The following is a 20244-nucleotide window of genomic DNA, read 5'->3' as shown; positions in this document are numbered from 1 at the left end:
ATCTTTTTGCTATTCCCGCTAAAGCACTATGTCGAAGATGTTTCTTCCCGTAGTTCTTTCTTGGAAAGTTTGCCAATCATGGTTTTGGGAAGTTCAGATCTGAACTCAATTTCTCTCGGCATTTCAATCGGGGACAGGTATTCTTCCAGAAACTCTAACAGCTCATCTTCAGCCAGTTTTTTATCTGTCCGTAACTTGATAAAGGCTTTGGGGATTTCACCGTGCTCAACCTCGGCAACACCAATGACCGTAACTTCTTCGACGGCAGGGTGGCGATTGATCGCCTCTTCAATATTCCGGGGATAAACATTGTAGCCGTTGCAAATGATCAAGTCCTTGAGACGATCCAAAAGGAAAACATATCCCTCGTCATCCATATAGCCAACATCACCAGTGTGAAGGCGTCCTTCCCTGATTGCGCGCCCAGTTGCTTCCTCGTTATGCCAATAACCTGACATGACTTGAGGCCCCGTAACACAGAGCTCTCCTTTCTCCCCGATGTCCAGCAAGGCATGGGGTGCTTCGATATCCCGAATTTCAAAATGCGTTTCAGGTAACGGTAATCCAATCGCTCCTTCTTTGTTCTTTCCTCCTACGGGATTACAGGCACAAACAGGTGACGCTTCACTCAAACCGTACCCTTCGACAAGAACACAGCCAGTGATGGCTTCAAATTGCTTTTTTGTATCCAATGGCAGCGGTGCCCCGCCAGAGATACAGTACTTAATCGAAGAAAGATCATACCGCCCGACAACCGGAGAATTATTAACCGCGCCATACAACGTTGGAACACCCATCATTATTGTTGGCTTCAAGCGATCTATCGTTTTAAGCATCTGCCCCAATTGAAACCGGGGGAGCAAAATTATCTCTGCCCCAAGCGCAATTCCCATATTCAGGACGGTGGTCATGGCAAAGACATGAAACATCGGCAAAACACCAAGAATACGTTCTTCACCCGGCACAGCATCCGAAAACCAGGCCACAACTTGGGTCGTATTGGCAAGAACGTTACCATGGCTAAGGATAGCACCCTTCGGTTTACCCGTCGTGCCCCCTGTATATTGCAAGACGGCGGTATCCTTACGAGAAACATCAACGGCGTAAGCACCTTCTTTGCTCTCGGACAGATCAGTAAATTCTATAAATTCCGGCCCTGAAGGGTGCGATATCTTGTGAAACTGCAATAAAGAAAACAGTGTTCCCTTGATCACTGGCATCGCCTGGGCAAGCCGACAAATAACAACTTTTTCCAAAGGTGTTTCAAAGAACTGTTTTTCGACTTTCTCGCAAAGTTCTTTAACATCCAGCGTTATCAAAAGCTTCGCGCCACAATCCTTGAGCTGGTGTTCCAGTTCTTCAGGTGCATACAAAGGATTTGAATTAACAACAATCGCCCCAATTTTTAAAATCGCATAATAACAAACAACAAAATAAGGGCAGTTCGGCAGGAACAGAACCACACAATCCCCCTTGTTAACACCCTGACGCTGCAACCCTGCTGCAACAAGTTGTACTTGCTCATAAATATCTGCGTAACTATAGCTGCGGCCAAGAAACTCGACACAGGTACGGTCGGGGAACCGCGCAGCAACCTGTTCCAGATTTTGATAAAGAGATTGATTATCAGGCCGAACCGCATCATCCCGCAGTAAAGAAGCTTCGGGATAAGTACCAGTATGAGATGCTTTTTTCACCTGTTCACTCATGCGCCTATCCCTTGATTTTCCAAAAGATGCTCTTCCGCTTTTCCTTTTTGTTCTACCTTGTGATCGGCCACTGACCGCTGATCAATACTTTCCAGAAAGCCCAAAATGCCCTGTCGACAATTACCAATGTTCTCGTGCAAAATGCCGTGCTTCTCTGATTCCACCATGATCAGCTCTTTATCTTCTGCACCGATCAAATCAAAAACCTTGTTAATCCCTTCGGCATCGACAATTGGGTCTTCAATCCCCTGAAAAAGCTTCACTGGGCAGGAAACATGCGGCAGGTTTTCGCGAAGCTGTTCATGCAGTTGATAAAGCTCATATGTCGTTCGCACAGGGACGCTACGATAGTTAATTTCCGGATTTTCACTGGGGTGCTCTTTAAAAACTCCTTTTTCTTCTATTGTCGGCACCCAGCTTGTCAGCTTTTCCAAACCATGAGCAAGGTGAGCAAACAACAGATTACGCGCCTTGAACTGCCACGGTACTGAAACTGCTGAAACAGAGGATATCCCAACGGGGTTATGCGCAGCTTCAAGCAGGGAAAGCGTGCCACCAGTCGCAAACCCCACGAGACTAATATCATCAACAAAAGCAGATAAAATCTGTCGCCCGCGCCCAATGGAATCCATCCAATCCTGCCAGTGCCGATCCCTTAAATCCCAAGGGGATGTACCATGCCCCTTTAAACGAACGCCCATAACAGCAAAACCAAGCTCGGATATTTCACGTCCGAATTCATACAACTCAGATGGAGAAGCCAAAAGGCCATGAACGATAAGAACCCCCGTTTTACGGCAGTTTTCGGGTACGATTAGATAAGGCTCTGCGGGTGCACAGGCTGTTTCCTTAATATTGATTTCCAGATGATGGGGCTTGGTATAGGTTTTACGATCGCAATCAAGAGACAGCATTTCATCATCAAAAAGATGGAATGCCAATGTCTTTCGCTCAACATCCATTAGAGTTTCATAGGCTTCTTCGACACTGACAACAGCTTCTTTGATGGGCATCACTTCGTTAGCATAAACACGGATCAAATTCTCTAATCGAACCGTATTAAAGCTTGTCATCTCAAGAACAGTTTCATCAAAAATATAATAATCCCCATCTTGCGTAATGTGTTCTGCACAGCCTTCGGCAGACATATATTTTTCCAACGCGCCACAAATCTGCCCGTTCCCCAGGTTCCAATAATTTTCAGGCTTCGTCAGGCTACGGTGCGGGTGAACATCTGATTTTTTCTGACACGACTTAATACCGAGATAGAGAGCAGTATGAAAATCTGATTTTAAAATGCGCGGTTCTTTTTTTAAAACAAGATACCGAATTAAAGACGAGGCCAAGTGATAGAGATTTACCGTGACCCCTGTATATATCGCGTCCATATAATAATCGCGCAGACGATTGGTTCCACGGGAACTACACAGCTTGAAGATCTTTTCATTCAATGTATCCGGAGCATGAGATAGTTTGAAAAAATCATCCAGAGAATTGATCTGGTTAAATACTCTGGAAAGCAGGCGTTTTTCCCACCATTTCCACACATGACGCACATCCAATGGCTTGCTGACACGAATATCCATATCACAATTCTTGAGGATCATATTCGCCTCTATCAGCACCTCTTCAACCAGCCTGGGGTTACTTCCTTTGCTGAAGAACTCTGCGCTTCGGCTTAAAATATTGTCACTCGCCCTGATGGGATAAAACGTAATGTTAGCCGGAATGATTTCTGTCGGCTTGCTGGCGACCGCCAGAAGCTCTTCTGTTGTATCCATCTCCAATGCCTTTGCCCACCGCTCAAGACGTGCATACTCCTTGGCTTCAAAAACAGACAAAACGCGTTGCTTGAATAGCTCCACAGTCAGCGCCAGAACCGCGGCCCCGGTATGATGCTTACGCCTGATCTTTGCTGTTGGAGAAAAGATACTGTATTCGCCGGATGGCCCGACAACATGCCTGTCTTTGACCATTCCTCCTTCTGGAAAAATGATGACCTTACGGCCTCTCAGTATTTCAGCCGCCAAAAATGGGAGCAACCCCGGATGATTATGCGGCACAGCGCCAACACCGTATAAAAAGTTGGCAAAAGATTCACTGCCCTCGAACAATTCACCCGCGGCAACACAACGACAATACTGGCCTGTTTCTTCGTGGATGAGATACTGGGGGATAATGGTTTCAAACCGGGCGAAATGATTAAAAAGATAAATATCGCCCTCAGCAAACTTATCGTAGTCATCGTGCAGGCAAATATTGATGCCAAGACGACTTTTCACCAAAGAAAAAGCCCTCACACACCAGTCGTATGTTGGTTTGAAGTCGAGGTCCAGCTCTGTATCCATCTCCCCACCTAAGCCATTACCCGCAAAATCCTGCTAGATTAGAATGCGGCTTCATAATAATTATCTGTGTACGAACATCCTCACCTGAAAATCACAATTCAGAGATCAAGAAACACATTATCTCAATCCTCTCATGCTTAAGTAAACCACAATACGGGCTAAGGTAGTATTAATATTACTTACTTTCGCGCAAAATTAAGGCATAAAAAAGGGGTTGGTAAAATCACCAACCCCTTTTCTAATAGCAAACAAGGTTTGTTTTATATAAACCCACGCTCTTTGAGTTGAGCAATAACCTGATCAGCCAAGACCTCTGGCTCTGCGCTACCGCCCTCCAAAACAATCTCGGCATTCACGGGGGCTTCATAAGCAGAATCAATACCCGTGAAGTTTTTGATGTCTCCGGCGCGTGCTTTCTTGTAAAGGCCCTTTGGATCGCGTTCTTCACAGACTTCCAATGGCGTGTCCACAAAGACTTCGAGAAACTCGCTTTCGCCCATCAGTTCGCGTGCCATACGACGTTCGCTTCTAAAGGGAGAAATAAAGGACACAAGAACAATCAATCCGGCATCGACAAACAGACTTGCGGTCTCAGAGACACGGCGAATGTTTTCAACACGGTCAGCATCTGTAAAGCCAAGATCCTTGTTCAAACCATGACGTACATTATCCCCATCCAGCGTGTATGTGTGTCGGCCTTCGGCAAAAAGCTTCTTTTCAACCAGATTGGCCACGGTTGACTTACCTGCCCCGGACAAACCGGTAAACCAAAGAACACAGGGTTTTTGCCCCTTCTGCTCGGCTCGATTACCCTTGTTAACATCCAGTTCCTGCCAGACAATATTACTTGCGCGGCGCAATCCGAAGTCAATCATACCAGCACCAACTGTGGCGTTGGTATAGCGATCAATCAGAATGAAAGAACCTGTTTCCCGGTTATCTTTATAGGCATCAAAGGGAATAGCCCGATCCAAAGCAAGGTTACAGACACCAACCTCATTCAGTTCCAGTGTTTTCCCTGCCTGTTCTTCCAAGGTATTCACATTTACCTTGTGATGAAGATCAGAAATCACGACAGGAACAGTCGTTGCCGCTGTCTTCAACAGATAGGGACGTCCGGGCAACAAAGCATCTTCCTGCATCCATAGAATATGTGCCCTTAACTGATCACTCAATTCCGGAACTTCATCAGCTTTGGACAGAACATCCCCCCGGCTGATATCAATTTCGTCCTGCAAGGTAATAGTAACCGCTTGCCCCGCGATCGCCTCGTCCAAATCACCATCAAAGGTAACGATCCTGTCAACTTTGGATGTTTTACCTGACGGAGAAACGGCGATGTCGTCCCCCGGCTTGATACGTCCGGATGCAATCGTTCCGCTAAAACCACGGAAATCAAGGTTGGGGCGGTTCACCCATTGCACAGGCATCCGGAAAGCTGTCTCGGTTATATCCGTAGTAACATCAACAGTTTCCAGGTGACCAAGTAATGTTGGGCCCTTGTACCAATCCATCTCGGCGCTAGGCTCAATAACGTTCTCGCCCTTAAGCGCAGAGATTGGTGTGGTGATAATGTTTGGAATATCCAGCTTTTCGGCAAAGGCCAGATACTCTTCAACAACTTCGTTGTATCTGTCCTGAGAATAGTCAACCAGATCCATTTTATTGACCACCAGCACAACATTCTTAATGCCAAGCTGGGACACAATATAGCTGTGACGTCTCGTCTGGGTCAGAACACCCTTGCGGGCATCAACCAGGATCAGCGCAAGCTCTGCCCCCGATGCGCCCGTTGCCATGTTCCGGGTATACTGTTCATGACCCGGTGTATCCGCGACAATAAATTTGCGCTTGTCCGTAGAGAAAAAACGATAGGCAACATCAATCGTAATGCCCTGCTCGCGCTCGGCCTGAAGTCCATCAACCAAAAGGGCAAGATCAATATCTTCGCCTGTCGTGCCAACTTTTTTGCTATCACTTTCAAGCGCTGTTAACTGGTCTTCAAAGATCAGCTTTGAATCATAAAGCAAGCGACCAATAAGTGTTGATTTCCCATCATCTACAGAACCACAGGTAATAAACCTCAACAGGCTTTTTTCTTCCTGTGCCTTTAGATAGGCGAGAATATCTTCAGAAATAAGGGTATCTTTGTGGGCCATTAGAAGTAGCCCTCCTGCTTTTTCTTTTCCATTGACCCCGCCTGATCGTGATCGATGACACGCCCCTGGCGTTCTGACGTCGTTGTCAGCAACATTTCCTGAATAATGTCCGGCAGTGTCGCGGCTTCTGATTCAACCGCGCCTGTAAGTGGGTAGCACCCAAGCGTTCTAAACCGAACAGATTTCATTTCCGGTGTTTCACCGGGCTTAAGTGGCATACGATCATCATCAACCATGATCAAAGCACCATCGCGCTCAACAACAGGACGTTCAGCAGAATAATAAAGCGGCACGATCGGAATGTTTTCACGATAGATGTATTGCCAGATATCCAACTCGGTCCAGTTGGATATCGGGAAGGCACGAATACTTTCCCCCGGTTTCACACGGGCATTATAAATATTCCACAGTTCCGGACGCTGATTTTTCGGATCCCAGCGATGGTTCTCTGACCGGAAAGAGAACACGCGTTCTTTAGCACGGGACTTTTCTTCGTCCCGGCGCGCGCCCCCAAAAGCAGCATCAAACTTGTATTTATCCAACGCTTGTTTCAGAGCTTCGGTTTTCATCACATCGGTATAAAGAGCGGAGCCATGATCAAAGGGGTTCATCCCCTTCTCTCGTCCTTCCTCATTGGTATAAACGATAAGATCAAACCCGTATTCCGCAGCCATTTTGTCGCGGAATGCAATCATCTCCCTGAATTTCCATGTGGTGTCGATATGCATCAGGGGAAAAGGAGGTTTTGACGGATAAAAAGCCTTACGCGCAAGATGCAGCATAACGGCAGAATCCTTACCGATGGAATAGAGCATCACTGGGTTACGAAACTCTGCCGCTACCTCACGAATGATATGGATGCTTTCAGCTTCCAGCTGTTTTAAGTGTGTCAGATACGGGTCGCTCACCGTTTCCTCCGAAATACTGCTATCAAGCAGGTAAAATACAAAAAAATCAGCCCCAAAGCAGCCATAAACTCAACAGATGTCAAGTTTTAACTGAAAATCAGGGCCACCCATTAAACACAATTTTTCAGTAAATAGTGAAAAATCATGCTCAACTGATATGTAAAATAGGTACTACACTCAATTTAACAACAATAAAAGATATTTTTTAATATTGCACACTAATTATATGTTATTAATTAAGTTATAAATATTTTATATATTTCAATAAATTAACAAACTTTTCTTACTGATTCTTCATTTAACCAGAAAAGAAAAAACACCAAACAACACAAAACAAATGTATTTTTATTAATAAATTTGAGTATCTGTTATCAACAAGATAGACAGGGTATATATTCTCTTATTGCTTCATAAATGAAATAAGACACATGCAAACGCTCTTTCACGATCCCGGTTTTCCTTACACAACAATGCCTTCTATTCAGCAAGATGGTATCTGGTGTGAAAAGAGAAATGTCAAAAGCCACATTTTGTCAGAAAACAGGCCAGCTCTCTTTCTGGATCGTGATGGTGTTATCGTCAAAGAAGTGAATTACCTTCAAAACCCGAATGATGTCGAGCTTATTCCCGGAGCAGCCGAAACAATCATAGCCGCCAATCAACAAAACATACCGGTGATCATCATCACAAATCAGGCGGGAATTGCGTATGGGTATTTTGGGTGGCAGGATTTTCAGGCCGTGCAAGACAAGATGCATGAACAACTTAAGGCCAAAGGCTCCTATGTAGATGCGGTCTACGCCTGTCCCTTTCACCAAAAAGGGGATACCCCATGGGGCGGACACCCTGACCACGAAGCAAGGAAACCCAATGCAGGCATGCTTCTGCGGGCCAGCACCATGTTTTCAATCAACATGGAGAAATCATGGATTGTCGGTGACAGAGCTTCAGATCTTGAGGCGGGGAAAAAAGCCGGGCTGGCTGGCGGCTTACACGTCTTGACCGGGCATGGTTCTCGTGCGGGGGAAGTCACCCTCGCAAGACAATTATCCAGCCCGACCTATCGAATTCAGGATGCGGAATCGATCAAAGCTGCGCAAAATCTGCCGTTGTTTGTGTCTTAAGTTTTCTGGACGCGCCAATCGATGGTCAAGAGCCAACCGAAGGCCAAGAGAAAGTATTAACAGCAATCATAAAACAGGATAAACCTGTGATTATTGTTCATCCCGTAATCTGATTTCGGTCACGCCACAGATATAATGGCCGACGGCAATATGCATTTCCTGAATATGGTTTGTTGTATCCGATGGCACCTTGATACAGAGATCACAGAGTTCAGCGAGTTTGCCACCATCTTGCCCGGTGAGCCCCATCACTGTAATTCCCATCTTCTTTGCAACATCAACAGCAGCAATAATATTGCCACTGTTGCCACTGGTCGTAATACCAACAAAAACATCGCCCTCTTTACCCAGACCGCTTAACTGACGCGCAAAGACCTGCTCATATCCATAGTCATTTGCAATCGCCGTCAAGGCAGAGGTATCTACGGTCAAGGCAATCGAAGGAAGAGAATCACGTTCAATAATATAACGCCCAACCAATTCAGCCGCCAGATGCTGGGAATCAGAAGCGGATCCCCCATTTCCACAAAAGATAATCTTATTGCCGCGCTTAAGTGCCTGTACCCAGATATCAGCAGCTTCATCCATGACATCCCCCAAAACGCTGAGGGCTTCAAAGTTTTTTACAACAGTCTGGCAATAATTTTGAAACGACACGGGAGAACCTTTTTATGAAACTCTGGAATATGATTTAAGTGAAATGCACTAATATTATGTCCATATTATGTGCTTATACCTCTACACGTCTTTCAGGCCTAGCACTTAAGGCATAAACTTTCCAGCCCAGAGAAACTATCAGTACAGAGAAATGTTATACCAACAAAGATCAGGATAAACGATCACCCAAAATTTGCGTCATCATAACCCCGCCTTCGGTGATATGCTTTGCGAGTAAATCTACGGCTTGATCACGCTCACCCGCTTCGACCGCGGTTAAAATATCGGCATGTTCCTGTTGAGATTTCAGCTTATAGGGAATCGTTTCAAAAACAAGCCTTTGATAACGTTCATTATGCAACCACAACTCATCAAGAGACTTCATAAGTCTGGGTTGTTTTTCCACTGCATAAATAGATCGATGAAAATCCCAATTAGCTATCATGAGCTGATCAAGATCTTCAGATTGGTTCCCCTTTAAAATAGCTTGTTGGGCGCTTTCATAATCAGCTACAGGAAACAAAGTCATGGCTTTATTAAGAGCCAGACATTCCAGCTCAACACGCATGTCCGTGATTTCCTGGGCATCTTCCATGGTCAAGGGCGCAACCATCGCACCACGTCGAGGCTGAAAAAGCACCAACCCTTCTGCACCCAATTTCTGCAAGGCCTCACGCACAGGCACGTGACTAGCTCCAAAGCGCTCGGCAATATGATCCTGACGCAAACGCTCACCGCCAGAAATTTCTCCTCGCAGGATATCATTCCGTAGTTGCAACGCAATCGCGTCGCTCATTCCCAAACCTGTTACGGGCACGCCACGACCTTTCGATTAATATTTTCTAAGGAGAGAGATCGACAAGAGATGATTTAATTACTCCCCCGGTTTCTCGACATCATATTCCAGGGCAATTATGCTGGATGGCGAATAGTATTTAAACAAAGTCCCAATTCTCTTAAGCGGTTCAGATAATTGGTTATACGTGTCACCGTTTTCGGATCACTAAGTTTCATCTCATCATCAAATTGATTTTTGTAAAGTGGTAAGACAAAATCAGGTGCCGCTAGTGGATAGGCGCCCAGACCAGAAAGACTTTGTTTCAACTGCTGCTGTACTTTGGATGTCCCCAAGGCCCCCGGGCTGGTTCCCATAATACCAACGGCAAGATTTTTGAAAACAGACGGTGCCCCGCGCGAAGTCCAATCAATGGCATTCTTCAAAACGGCGGGTAAACCACTGTTATATTCTGGCGTCACAACAAGCAGCCCATCAGCCTGACGAATTGCCTCCTTAAAGGCCAGCGCCACTGCTGGCGTCTCGATATCTTCCAGATCTTGATTAAAAAACGGCATATCAGCCAGTTGATCAAAAAACTCGATGGTCACACCTTCCGGTGCTGCCGCAATCGCTTCTTTCAACAAGGCACGATTATAAGAATCTTTTCGTAAACTTCCGACCACAGCCACAATATGAAAAGGCTTGTTTTGATCTTCCGGCAAAGCCATCTTGTTTCCCTCTGTAGGTTAAGAATGTTATCGGCAAAATATGCCATAACATGGGCAGAGCTCTGAACCCAGAGAGATTAACAAAATCAGGTAAATTTTAAGCCAGATAAAATTCTTAAGATAGCTGTCGGAATTTACTCGGTGTCAAACCCGTTGCCCGGCGGAAGCGTGTTGTCAGATGGCTTTGACTGCTAAACCCACACTGAAGCGCAATTGCCCCCAACGTATTATAAGTGTCACCCAATAAATCTTTGGCCCGTTGCACGCGCCGCGACAAAACGTACTGATGCGGGCTAAGCCCCATTGTCAATTGAAACATACGCGTAAAGTGAAAAGGGCTCAACTCTGCAACCGCGGCCAGATCTTCAATGACCAGTCCTTGATCCAGAGCCTCTTCGATATAATCCTTTACCCTTTTCGTTACAAAAGGTGACAATCCGCCCCGTGCAAGCGTCGGTTCGACATTTTTATTACTATAGTGGCGAAAGAGATGTTGTATCAAAAGCTGACCAGCATGAGACAGACTCATTTTATCCGCAGGGTTCTGCCAATCCAAAGGCAAAATAACCTGGCGAAACAGCTGCTCAATAACAGGATCACTTTGAAATGTAATATCTTCCAACTCGACCAAATTTGGATCAATGTCATAACTTTCCAGCGCAATCCTATCGAACTCTGCCTGATCAAAATAGAGGTGCATAAACCTAAAAGGGGCTTCAATACTCCATTCAGAACGGACACCCGCAGGCATAATACAAACAGCACCGGGATGGCCCTTTCCCAGTGAGCGCTCTCCATTATGGCGCCGTGTGCCCTTGCCACCCTGCAGATAATAACTAAGCGTGTGATGGCTTGCTTTCTCATATACAGCATAGCCGCCATCATTGTGCCATGCAGACAAAGACAATCCTGATCCAACATCAAGCGTCTGACTGGATTGCGCACCCACTTCTTTCAGGGTTTTATATATATACAGTTCTTCAGGCCGCATCATCTTCGCCAAAACAAATTTCTATTAATCTAGCCCGCTTATCCTCTTTTGAGAAGGCATCTGCCTTCACTTAACCGCAAGAATATGAAAAAAGCACACAAAACTGATATACAGCATGGCTTCCCGCCGTTATGACTTTAAGCTTCTTTCAACAGAAAACTATTTAGGCATCCCGTGAATATCCTGCTTTATATCGGAACAGTCCTCATTTGGGGAACAACCTGGCTGGCAATTGCTTTTCAGGTCGGCACTGTACAGGTCGAAGTGTCCGCTTTTTATCGATTTTCTTTGGCGGCATTGACACAAATTCTTTTTATGTTGGCTATAGGAAAACTCACATGGGTTCCCATCAGGCAGCATAAGTGGTTTGTTCTACAAGGCTGGTTTCTTTTTTGTCTAAATTTCATCTTCTTTTATAACGCCGCCAAATACTTGCCCAGCGGGCTGATCGCTGTTGTTTTTTCCCTGGCAAGTATATTCAATATGATTAATGCCTCTGTTTTTCAGCAAAAAACGCCAACACCAAGACCCTTGATTGGTGCATGCCTTGGTGTTTTAGGAGTTTGCGCCCTCTTCTGGGAAGATATTCAACTTGGCAACTGGGCAAATACCGGCCTGTTGGGCTTACTTCTGTCCCTTGCCGGAACCTATTGTTTCTCTCTTGGTAACCTGGTCTCACAGCATCAACAAAAAGCGGGACGCCATGTCCTTGTCTCGAATTCCTATGCACTGGTTTATGGCAGCATAACACTCGGGCTTTGGTGCCTGCTTCAAGGCTTCTCATTTGATGTGGAAAATTCATACAAATATCTGGGATCTCTTTTTTATCTCGCCATCCCTGGAACCGTCATTGGTTTCGCCATGTATCTTAAACTCATTGGCAAGATCGGTGCGGAAAAAGCAGCCTATTCAACAGTTCTTTTTCCGATTGTCGCCCTGTCACTCTCAACCCTTTTCGAAGGCTATATCTGGACAGAGACGTCAGTTCTGGGTGTTTTATTGGCACTCGGCGGAAATCTGATCGTCTTTTCAAAATGGTCACCTGGGACAAAAAGACAACAGCAAATCTGATCAGGTCAAGAAAGCAAAAGCAACCTTAGTCAAGACCAAGAACACCCCACGCTGCTTCGGTTAGATCTTGCGTGAAGCTTTTATAATCCTGGGTCAGGCGACCATAGACATGAAAGACGGCGGGTTGCACAACAACGCCCAGAACCATTGCCGCCATCAAGTCAGGATCGCCTTGCTTTATTCGTCCGTTGTCTTGCCCCTGCGCAATTAAATCTCGCAAGACAACCACTGGTGTCACCATGTCATCCGGGACTTCTTTTAGCTGACCATGTTGTGTCAAAAGCAAGAAGGTAAAAAGCGCCTTGTCCTCTGCAAACAGCTGGCAAAATCTGGCAATCATGTCAGCAATTTTTTGCTTGGGGTCTTTTGCAGACGCAGCAATGTCGCATAGATAATTCCCCTGTTCTTCATAAAGCGACAGGAAGAGCTTTTTCACCAATTCATCTTTACTTTTGTAATGACGATATATTGTGCCTTCGGCAATACCAGCGCCAGCCGCAATATCTTTGGTTGTGGTTTCAGTCACCCCCTGTTTGGCAAAGAGCTCCATCGCCACCCGATTGATTTTGTTTTTTGTCGCCGTGCCATCACGCATAACTTAATCAACTCAATTTCAGTTGTGATTAAGCACTCACTATACTCCTGAATGAGCAAACGAAAACCCAAAAGAACCTGAAACTGTTCAAGTCCCTTTGGGCTAACACATAAAACCTTTTTAAATAGATCAGGCCTGACTAACCAAAGCCATGCACTCATCAAACTCTTTCAGGAACTGATCAGCATTTTCCATCGTAAAGCAAACTGGCGGTTTGATCTTCACGACATTGTCCAGCGGACCATCCGTTGACAGCAGAATGTTCTTTTCCTTCATAAGATTAACAACCTTGCTTGCTTCTGCAGTAGCAGGTTCCAGGGTTTTCCGGTCAGATACCAGCTCGACACCGATAAAGAGGCCCCGCCCGCGCACTTCACCGATTAATGGATAGCGTGCCATCATCTCTGTCAGGCCATCGAGAATACGTTGCCCGACCTTTTCAGCATTATGTTGTAAACGTTCGTCCCGGATAACCTGTAACACTTCCCGCCCGATAGCGCAGGAGACAGGGTTTCCACCAAAGGTATTGAAGTATTCCATGCCATTGAAAAAAGCATCCGCAACGGCCCGGGTTGTGATAACAGCCCCCAGGGGATGACCATTTCCAATTGGCTTGCCAAGGGTCACAATATCTGGCACCACATCCTGCAGTTCAAAGCCCCACATGTGGCTTCCAATGCGACCGAAACCAACCTGAACCTCGTCAGCAATACAAAGACCGCCCGCACGGCGCACAGCCTCGTACACACGTTTCAGATACCCGTCCGGCAGAACAATCTGCCCGCCACACCCCAGCAGAGACTCAGCAATAAAGGCCGCAGGTTTCCGCCCCTGTTTTTGCAAGAGCTCTAACTGCTCAATGGCCATATCAGCGTATTTTTCACCACAATCAGGATCATCCCATTTTACCGGCCCCCGATATCCATCCGGCATCGGACATATTTTCACATGATCCGGGCAGCCCTTGCCCCCCTTGCGATTGAACTTATAGGGGCTGAGATCGATCAGGGATGTCAGATTTCCGTGATATGCATGATCCACAATCAGCATATCCCTTTGCCCGGTATAGTTCTGTGATAAACGTAGCGCGAGATCATTGGCTTCACTGCCTGAATTCGTGAAAAAACAAACTTCAAGAGAGTCCGGGAATGTTGCCAACAATTCACGCGCATAGTTGACAATATTGTCGTGCATGTAGCGCGTATTCGTATTGAGAACAGGCATTTGCCCGGTAGCAGCGGCAACAACACGGGGATGACAGTGGCCAACATGGCAAACATTGTTCACCATATCCAGATACTCTTCCCCCTGTTCGGTATAGAGATACTGTCCTTCCCCACGAACGATTTTAAGCGGTTCCGCGTAAGACAAGCTCAGGTTAGGACTTAAATGTCGGGCTCGTTCCTCGCGAATGCTTTTCGAACTGCGCGTCACATCTCCCTGACATTTGGTTTTCATCCCAAGAATAAGGTTCGGGCTTGGGCAGACAGATGACCAGACATTGATTTCGCTGCGTGCGGCAACACCGCAGACATCATTTTCCATTCCCATCAAATCCAGCAGAAGCTGAAAGTGAACATGAGGCGCCCAGTTACCATTTTCAGGATAAGGGCCAAGATAACCAATAACATCCCCCTTCTTGAAGGTCTTACCGTCTTCCCAAAGCTCTAGCGATGTTCGGCTCAAATGACCGTACTTTGTATAGAATACCTGTCCTTCATCTGTTTTGTGTTCCAGAATCACAACCGGGCCATAGTCATAATCCCGCGTATTATCATTATGAACACGGACAATACCATCTAACGGCGCATAAAGCGGTTCATAGGCGGGAAGGAAAAGATCAATTCCTAGATGAACGGTGCGTTTTTCATCCGGATCTACCGTCTCAAAAAAGTCTCCCTTATATACATCCCGGTCTTCCAGATAACTGCCAACCCCAACGGCTGCACCAGCCTCTTTCATTAAAGCAAAGATAACATCCGTGGCTTCTTCTGCACTACGCGGGATCCCCTCGTCATTTACTGACAGAGGCGAGAGATCAAGGACCAGTACATTTTCGGGCGAAAGATCGTGCTGGCAGATTGGTCCGATCTTATCGGCATTGGTCAAAAGCCACTGTTCCAGCTTTCGCGATCCGGCACATGCCTCGAAACCACAGACATCCCGCAAACGATAATGCACCACTTTCGGGTTGATCTGTTCCATCTTGTGAAGAAGATCGCGTACATCTTTCTGACTAATCAACAGATATTCATTGTCCGGATTAGCCGCATATTGCTGTGCAGCCATACAGGATGATTCCGCCAGACGCACGCGTATCAAATCATACAGTATGGCAAGTTCACCTTCGTGCAGGGGATTAACCTTGTGATAACCGGCGACAACATCACAAGCGCGTCCGACCGGGTCTTTTTGTGCCAACATCGCATAGGCACAAGCGACTGCCACCTCGCATACCCGATGACTTTGAATGAAATCGCCAAAATCAATAAGGCCGTTGATATTTCCCTGTGTATCCACAAGGAGGTTGTAATCATTGGCATCGTTGTGAATAACTTGTCGTGGCAACCGGCTCAAAGCACTTGCCGTTTCCTTGGTAAATTTATCAAGAATAGACGCAACGATATCGCGTGTGACCGTATCCTCTATCAAATCAATAAATGCTGTATGAGCTGATGCCTGGGCGACATCCCATAAAAAGGTTCTGTCTGCGCCCGCATGCATAAAGGATTTCAAAGCCAGGTCCATGCGTCCCATTAACGCCCCGATCTGTTTGAAATCCAGGTTTTGATTTTGCGCAGCCTTATTCCAAACCTCACCCTCTAACCAGCTGAGTGCCCGGATGAACCTATCTTGCCCGTTATAATCTGTAATCTTGAAAGTCGTTGTTTTTTTATTGTTCTCTACCATTCTCGGAAGCGGCAATTCAGAATCCTTATTTGCCAACTCAATAAGCAGCTGATCCTGAGCATCTAACCAACACACATCCGTTTCGGGCGCGTATAATTTAAGAACAAAACTCTCACCCGTTGTGGTGTCCATTCGAAAGTTCTGATCTCTTTCGCTCGGCAAAACCGTGGCCTTTGCCGCAAGACCATAAAACTCCTGAAAAAGAGCTTCGGCTTCACCTATGGTATAAACATGGAGTTGATCAACGGACATTTTATGCACCTTGTACTACGAATGATGTTTTGCGGTTAATTAGTTGAAAGCAGTATAAAAAAAATAAACGCCCACTTCTTTCGCCATTATGCGCGTTTGATTGTTTTTATGGCCGGTGCCTGATATTCTCTGCCTGATATTCTCTGCCCGTTATTTCCACCAAGCAAAAGATGTTGACGGTTCGATGCGTGACTTAGATGAAATTGATCGCCAGATCCTACAGGTACTGCGCCATAATGCGCGTGAAACGATCAAGGGAATTGCGGCACAAACCAATATCGCCAGATCCACAGTGCGTCATCGCTTACAACGTCTTGAAGATGATCAAATCATTACGGGGTACAGAGTTGAGCTTAAAAATGCATCAACCCGTGGCTTTGGTGCTTTTTTGTTTTTGAACCTGACTCAGACGCCCGCAAAAGATTTGATCACCGAAATATCCAGCTTCCCGGAAGTCATCCGGTGTTATTCTCTGGCGGGTGAACCCGATCTTCTGGTTGAGGTGATGGCAAAGACGCCCGAGGCCCTCAACGATGTGCGCAACAAATTGTCTGCAAACCCGGTAGTCAGTGAGCTTAAAACATCTTTGGTTCTTAACCGAGAACTAGAAACCTAGATTAAGAACCAATCAATTTTTAAATTACCTATTGGACTTTACTTGTCCTCTCCCTCAACAACCAAGCGTCCCTCTTCAGCTTTGAAAAAGAACTGACTAGCAATCAACCACCCCTTCAAGGGGCGTAGAGGAAGGATACAGGTCAACAAAAGCAAGGGCATCGTAGTGAGAAAATGCGCCCAGATCGCTGGCTCAAACTTGACTTCGAACCATAGGGCAAAAACAACAACAGGAATACAAAACAGCATCTGAATAAAAAAAGCAGGTCCATCGGCTGGATCTGCAAAGGAATAGTCAAGGCCACAGACCTTGCACCCTTTGGCAACGGTCAAAAATCCGTCAAAGATTTTCCCTTCGCCACATCTCGGACATTTCCCCCGGGTTCCCGTCTTCATAGAAGACAGTTTGGGGTAAATTTTCTCTGCTGTATCGTGCATGTTAAATTCCATATTGTTATTCGGTTACTGTCCCAAACGAACAGGTCCGATTAGTTATGGAACTATAGATAGTCTGAAATTACGCTTTATACGATAACAAAGTGACGCTTCACAACGTCGCAGCATCGTCTTGTCAAATCATCATCCCAGTTCAAATGACGTTATGCCGTAAATTCTATCCAGCGGCAGATTAATACTACCCCCCTTGTACATTCTGGCCGTTTCAAAGCTTTGTACCAGCCCATATCTTTCTGCCAGCAACAGCCCTTCTGTATTGTTTTCGGGCACATCTAAAATAATGGTATTGCCTTCAATCGCCGCGCAGAGGGCGTCAAAAACATCATTTGCTACAACGGGATCATCCGCAAACAAGGGTCCTGTTTTATAACCGTCGAAAAAGGGGCGAACAAGGCCGTAACCTCTAATCTTATCACCATCAACAGCTGCAAAGCCCTGGTGGCCCTCTTCACCAAGCCAAGCCTTCAGAAAATCCTTACGTTCCTGAAAGAAACATCCTGCGTCAAATGCCATGATCTGTTCTAAAGGCAAGGACTTCACATCAACAAGGCCCGGTGCCTTTTTCCCTTGCGCCCGCGCCGTACCTTCAAAACGGATATTCCGGTGCGAAAGTTTAAAGCCTGATTTGATATAGTTATCCTGTTGGTCAACAACACCGTCCAAGCCAACAATACGCCCGCTCAAGCTATTCAAGGCATAGTCCCAGATACTAAGCCCATAGCCCTTTCCTCGCCACTGTTCCCGGACGATATAAAAGCCGACAAATCCATAATCAGCGCCATATTTAACGGCAGAAATACATGCAATAGGCTCCTCATTCAAAAGCCCAATAAAAAAGCCAGTCTTATCCGCCTGATAAAAGCATTCAATGTCTCTCAGGCCGGGGTTCCAGCCTTCACCCGCCGCCAGATCGCACAAAAACTGAATTTCGTCTTCTTTAGCAAGGCGAATTTCAAAATGATCTTTACTTGTACTTTCAGTCACGAAAAAACCTTTTAGATAAATAAATTACGTCATTATAGTATTGAAAAATTTGCACCTTAACCACACACTGCTTAGCTCAAAATTATGTCAAAAATTGGAACTGCACCACATGACACCAAAGGAATTACAACAACTCGCCGAATATAATTACTGGGCCAATCATACCCTCTATAAAAGCTGCTCAAATCTTTCTGAAACGGATTACAAAGCTGAACGCCCCAGCTTTTTCGGATCAATCCACAACACACTTAACCACATCCTTGTTGGTGACAGAATTTGGTTCGGCCGTTTTGAGAACAAACCCGAAAAGCTGTCTTTGTCTGATGTGCTGTATGAGGATTTCGCTAGCTTACAAACTGCGCGAGAGAACGAAGATTTACGTATCCTTGATTACGCCCGGAACATTACACAAGACACACTGGATAGCACCCTTAGCTATACCACTATTGCCGGAGATACCTATTCTGACCCCTTGGGAATTCTTCTCCAACACGCCTTTAACCATCAAACGCACCATAGAGGCCAGATACACTGTCTTTTAAGTCAAACCAATGTTACCCCTCCTTCTCTAGGTATGACATTTTATTTGCGCGCTCAGGATTAGAGTTTTGATAAGCATGTCAGTCAAACAGATCCATCTGATTAGTAGATGCTTTCTTATCAGAACCAGAGTGGTAAAAATCAGATGGAACTGAAAAGAGACTGACATCCAGATGCCGCAGCGATCTTTTATTTAATCCATAGCGCTTTCTGGCCAAAGAGAAACGGTCAGCAATGAGTTGTGCAAAGACACCTTCCCCCCGCATACGCTTGCCCCATCGGGCATCATAATCTCGCCCGCCGCGCATAGATTTCAAGATTTTCATGACACGATTGGCCCTGTCCGGATAGTGCAAGTGCAACCATTCGACCCAAAGGTCCCTGATCTCCCCCGGAAGTCGTAATAAAACATAACTACAGGAGACAGCACCCGCACGTGCCGCAAGCCCGAGAACCCGTTCAATTTCATGATCATTCAAAGCCGGAATGACAGGCGCCATGAGCACAGAAACAGGCACGCCAAGTTCCGTCAACTGTCGAACTGCATCCAAACGCTTCATCGGCGTACTCGCCCTGGGTTCCATCGCCCGCGCCAACTTCCGGTCGAGTGTCGTGACCGATACGGCTACAGAAACCAGATTTTTTTGTGCCATCCGCTGTAGAATATCTGCATCCCGCATGACCAGATAGCCTTTGGTTATGATACCTACTGGCTGATTAAAAGCTTCACAGACTTCCAAGGCCTGCCGAGTAACTAGTTGTTCTCGCTCAATGGGTTGATAGGGATCTGTATTGGCCCCGAATGCGATCACCTTACACTGGTAAGATTTTTTTGATAGCTCCTTACCTAACAGTTCAGCGGCATCATCTTTCACATAAATCAAACGCTCAAAATCCACCCCGGGCGAATGGCCAAGATAGGCATGCGTCGGCCTAGCAAAACAATAGATACATCCGTGTTCACACCCCTTGTAGGGATTAAAGGACAGTTCAAAAGGTATATCCGGAGAATTATTTCTGGATATGACAGAACGACTTGGATCAGGAGCAACTTCGGTTTGCAACCTTTCGCCTTCATCCAGACTGCCCCAGCCATCATCCGTTCGCTCACGCTCAAAGGTTTCGAACCGCCCAACACGATTTGTTATGGCGCCCCGTCCCCGATGCGCATTGGGATGAAGATGTCCCGTAACAATCGCGTCCTGCTTTTCCGATGATTGATCTGTAGTTTGTTCCATAAACTAGAAATACAACAAAAAGAACAAAAAGAGAACATTTTCATTGAACTCATTTATAAAACAAAAATATTTATTATAAATCAAAATCTTACAACGAATATTACACTGGAAAACAGATTCAGAATTGCAGCGAATCGTACTCATTCAACAAGGGGATATGCAGTACGACATCCACGCCAAC

The 20244-nt window shown here is 45.9% G+C and carries 17 protein-coding genes; 4 read left to right on the top strand and 13 right to left on the bottom strand.

The features are described from left to right. Positions 1-26 precede the first annotated feature (26 nt). The 4 genes from WH95_RS14295 to cysD form a co-directional block, all read right to left on the bottom strand. Positions 27-1709: a long-chain-fatty-acid--CoA ligase gene (locus WH95_RS14295; RefSeq protein WP_046508449.1), complete on the bottom strand. Its 1683-nt coding sequence runs from the start codon at positions 1707-1709 to the stop codon at positions 27-29. Continuing rightward, a complete protein-coding gene (locus tag WH95_RS14290; protein ID WP_052742046.1) occupies positions 1706-4057 on the bottom strand; it encodes a serine aminopeptidase domain-containing protein in 2352 nt (783 codons plus the stop codon). Before WH95_RS14290 ends, WH95_RS14295 begins: the two co-directional genes overlap by 4 nt. Positions 4058-4317: 260 nt before the next feature. After that, complete coding sequence (gene cysN, locus WH95_RS14285) at positions 4318-6216, bottom strand: sulfate adenylyltransferase subunit CysN (protein ID WP_046508447.1); 1899 nt, start codon at positions 6214-6216, stop codon at positions 4318-4320. Beyond that, on the bottom strand, positions 6216-7124 hold the full coding sequence (gene cysD / locus WH95_RS14280) for a sulfate adenylyltransferase subunit CysD (RefSeq protein ID WP_204247798.1): 909 nt from the start codon (positions 7122-7124) through the stop codon (positions 6216-6218). The genes cysN and cysD overlap by 1 nt, the downstream gene beginning before the upstream one ends. A gap of 428 nt (positions 7125-7552) precedes the next feature. Here cysD and WH95_RS14275 point away from each other — a divergent pair, with 428 nt between their 5' ends. Further along, positions 7553-8248: a D-glycero-alpha-D-manno-heptose-1,7-bisphosphate 7-phosphatase gene (locus WH95_RS14275; protein ID WP_052742045.1), complete on the top strand. Its 696-nt coding sequence runs from the start codon at positions 7553-7555 to the stop codon at positions 8246-8248. A 90-nt stretch (positions 8249-8338) separates the two neighbouring features. Here the strand turns inward: WH95_RS14275 and WH95_RS14270 are convergent, their stop codons facing one another. The 4 genes from WH95_RS14270 to WH95_RS14255 form a co-directional block, all read right to left on the bottom strand. Further along, on the bottom strand, positions 8339-8905 hold the full coding sequence (locus WH95_RS14270) for a D-sedoheptulose-7-phosphate isomerase (RefSeq protein WP_046508443.1): 567 nt from the start codon (positions 8903-8905) through the stop codon (positions 8339-8341). Between the two features lie 169 nt (positions 8906-9074). Further along, positions 9075-9701, bottom strand: coding sequence for a GntR family transcriptional regulator (locus tag WH95_RS14265; protein ID WP_046508442.1), 627 nt, complete (start codon positions 9699-9701; stop codon positions 9075-9077). A 116-nt stretch (positions 9702-9817) separates the two neighbouring features. Further along, positions 9818-10411 (bottom strand): NADPH-dependent FMN reductase, encoded by a 594-nt coding sequence (locus WH95_RS14260; RefSeq protein WP_052742044.1) that lies wholly within the window; start codon positions 10409-10411, stop codon positions 9818-9820. A 115-nt stretch (positions 10412-10526) separates the two neighbouring features. After that, a complete protein-coding gene (locus WH95_RS14255) occupies positions 10527-11405 on the bottom strand; it encodes a helix-turn-helix domain-containing protein (protein ID WP_046508440.1) in 879 nt (292 codons plus the stop codon). A gap of 171 nt (positions 11406-11576) precedes the next feature. On the opposite strand from WH95_RS14255, the gene WH95_RS14250 reads away from it, so the two are divergent. After that, the gene (locus WH95_RS14250; protein ID WP_046508438.1) at positions 11577-12473 is read left to right on the top strand and encodes a DMT family transporter; all 897 of its coding nucleotides are present in this window, start codon (positions 11577-11579) and stop codon (positions 12471-12473) included. Positions 12474-12498: 25 nt separating this feature from the next. Here WH95_RS14250 and WH95_RS14245 read toward each other — a convergent pair whose 3' ends face one another. After that, positions 12499-13068 (bottom strand): TetR/AcrR family transcriptional regulator, encoded by a 570-nt coding sequence (locus tag WH95_RS14245; protein WP_046508436.1) that lies wholly within the window; start codon positions 13066-13068, stop codon positions 12499-12501. A gap of 129 nt (positions 13069-13197) precedes the next feature. Further along, positions 13198-16230 (bottom strand): aminotransferase class III-fold pyridoxal phosphate-dependent enzyme, encoded by a 3033-nt coding sequence (locus WH95_RS14240; protein ID WP_046508434.1) that lies wholly within the window; start codon positions 16228-16230, stop codon positions 13198-13200. A 184-nt stretch (positions 16231-16414) separates the two neighbouring features. Here WH95_RS14240 and WH95_RS14235 point away from each other — a divergent pair, with 184 nt between their 5' ends. After that, positions 16415-16846: an Lrp/AsnC family transcriptional regulator gene (locus WH95_RS14235; RefSeq protein ID WP_157845976.1), complete on the top strand. Its 432-nt coding sequence runs from the start codon at positions 16415-16417 to the stop codon at positions 16844-16846. A 38-nt stretch (positions 16847-16884) separates the two neighbouring features. Here the strand turns inward: WH95_RS14235 and WH95_RS14230 are convergent, their stop codons facing one another. Then, positions 16885-17283, bottom strand: coding sequence for a DUF983 domain-containing protein (locus WH95_RS14230; protein ID WP_046508430.1), 399 nt, complete (start codon positions 17281-17283; stop codon positions 16885-16887). Between the two features lie 141 nt (positions 17284-17424). After that, a complete protein-coding gene (locus WH95_RS14225; protein WP_204247797.1) occupies positions 17425-18285 on the bottom strand; it encodes a GNAT family N-acetyltransferase in 861 nt (286 codons plus the stop codon). 109 nt (positions 18286-18394) lie between these two features. On the opposite strand from WH95_RS14225, the gene WH95_RS14220 reads away from it, so the two are divergent. Then, entirely contained in the window at positions 18395-18889 is a 495-nt protein-coding gene (locus WH95_RS14220; protein ID WP_046508428.1) for a DinB family protein, read from the top strand. A gap of 16 nt (positions 18890-18905) precedes the next feature. Here WH95_RS14220 and WH95_RS14215 read toward each other — a convergent pair whose 3' ends face one another. After that, complete coding sequence (locus tag WH95_RS14215) at positions 18906-20063, bottom strand: PA0069 family radical SAM protein (protein WP_082114166.1); 1158 nt, start codon at positions 20061-20063, stop codon at positions 18906-18908. Positions 20064-20244: the final 181 nt, after the last annotated feature.

The organism is Kiloniella litopenaei (genome assembly GCF_000982415.1).
In the GTDB taxonomy this organism is placed as follows: domain Bacteria; phylum Pseudomonadota; class Alphaproteobacteria; order Kiloniellales; family Kiloniellaceae; genus Kiloniella; species Kiloniella litopenaei.
The sequence above is the reverse complement of the archived record's forward strand: the minus strand, read 5'-3'. Positions and strand labels throughout refer to the sequence as shown.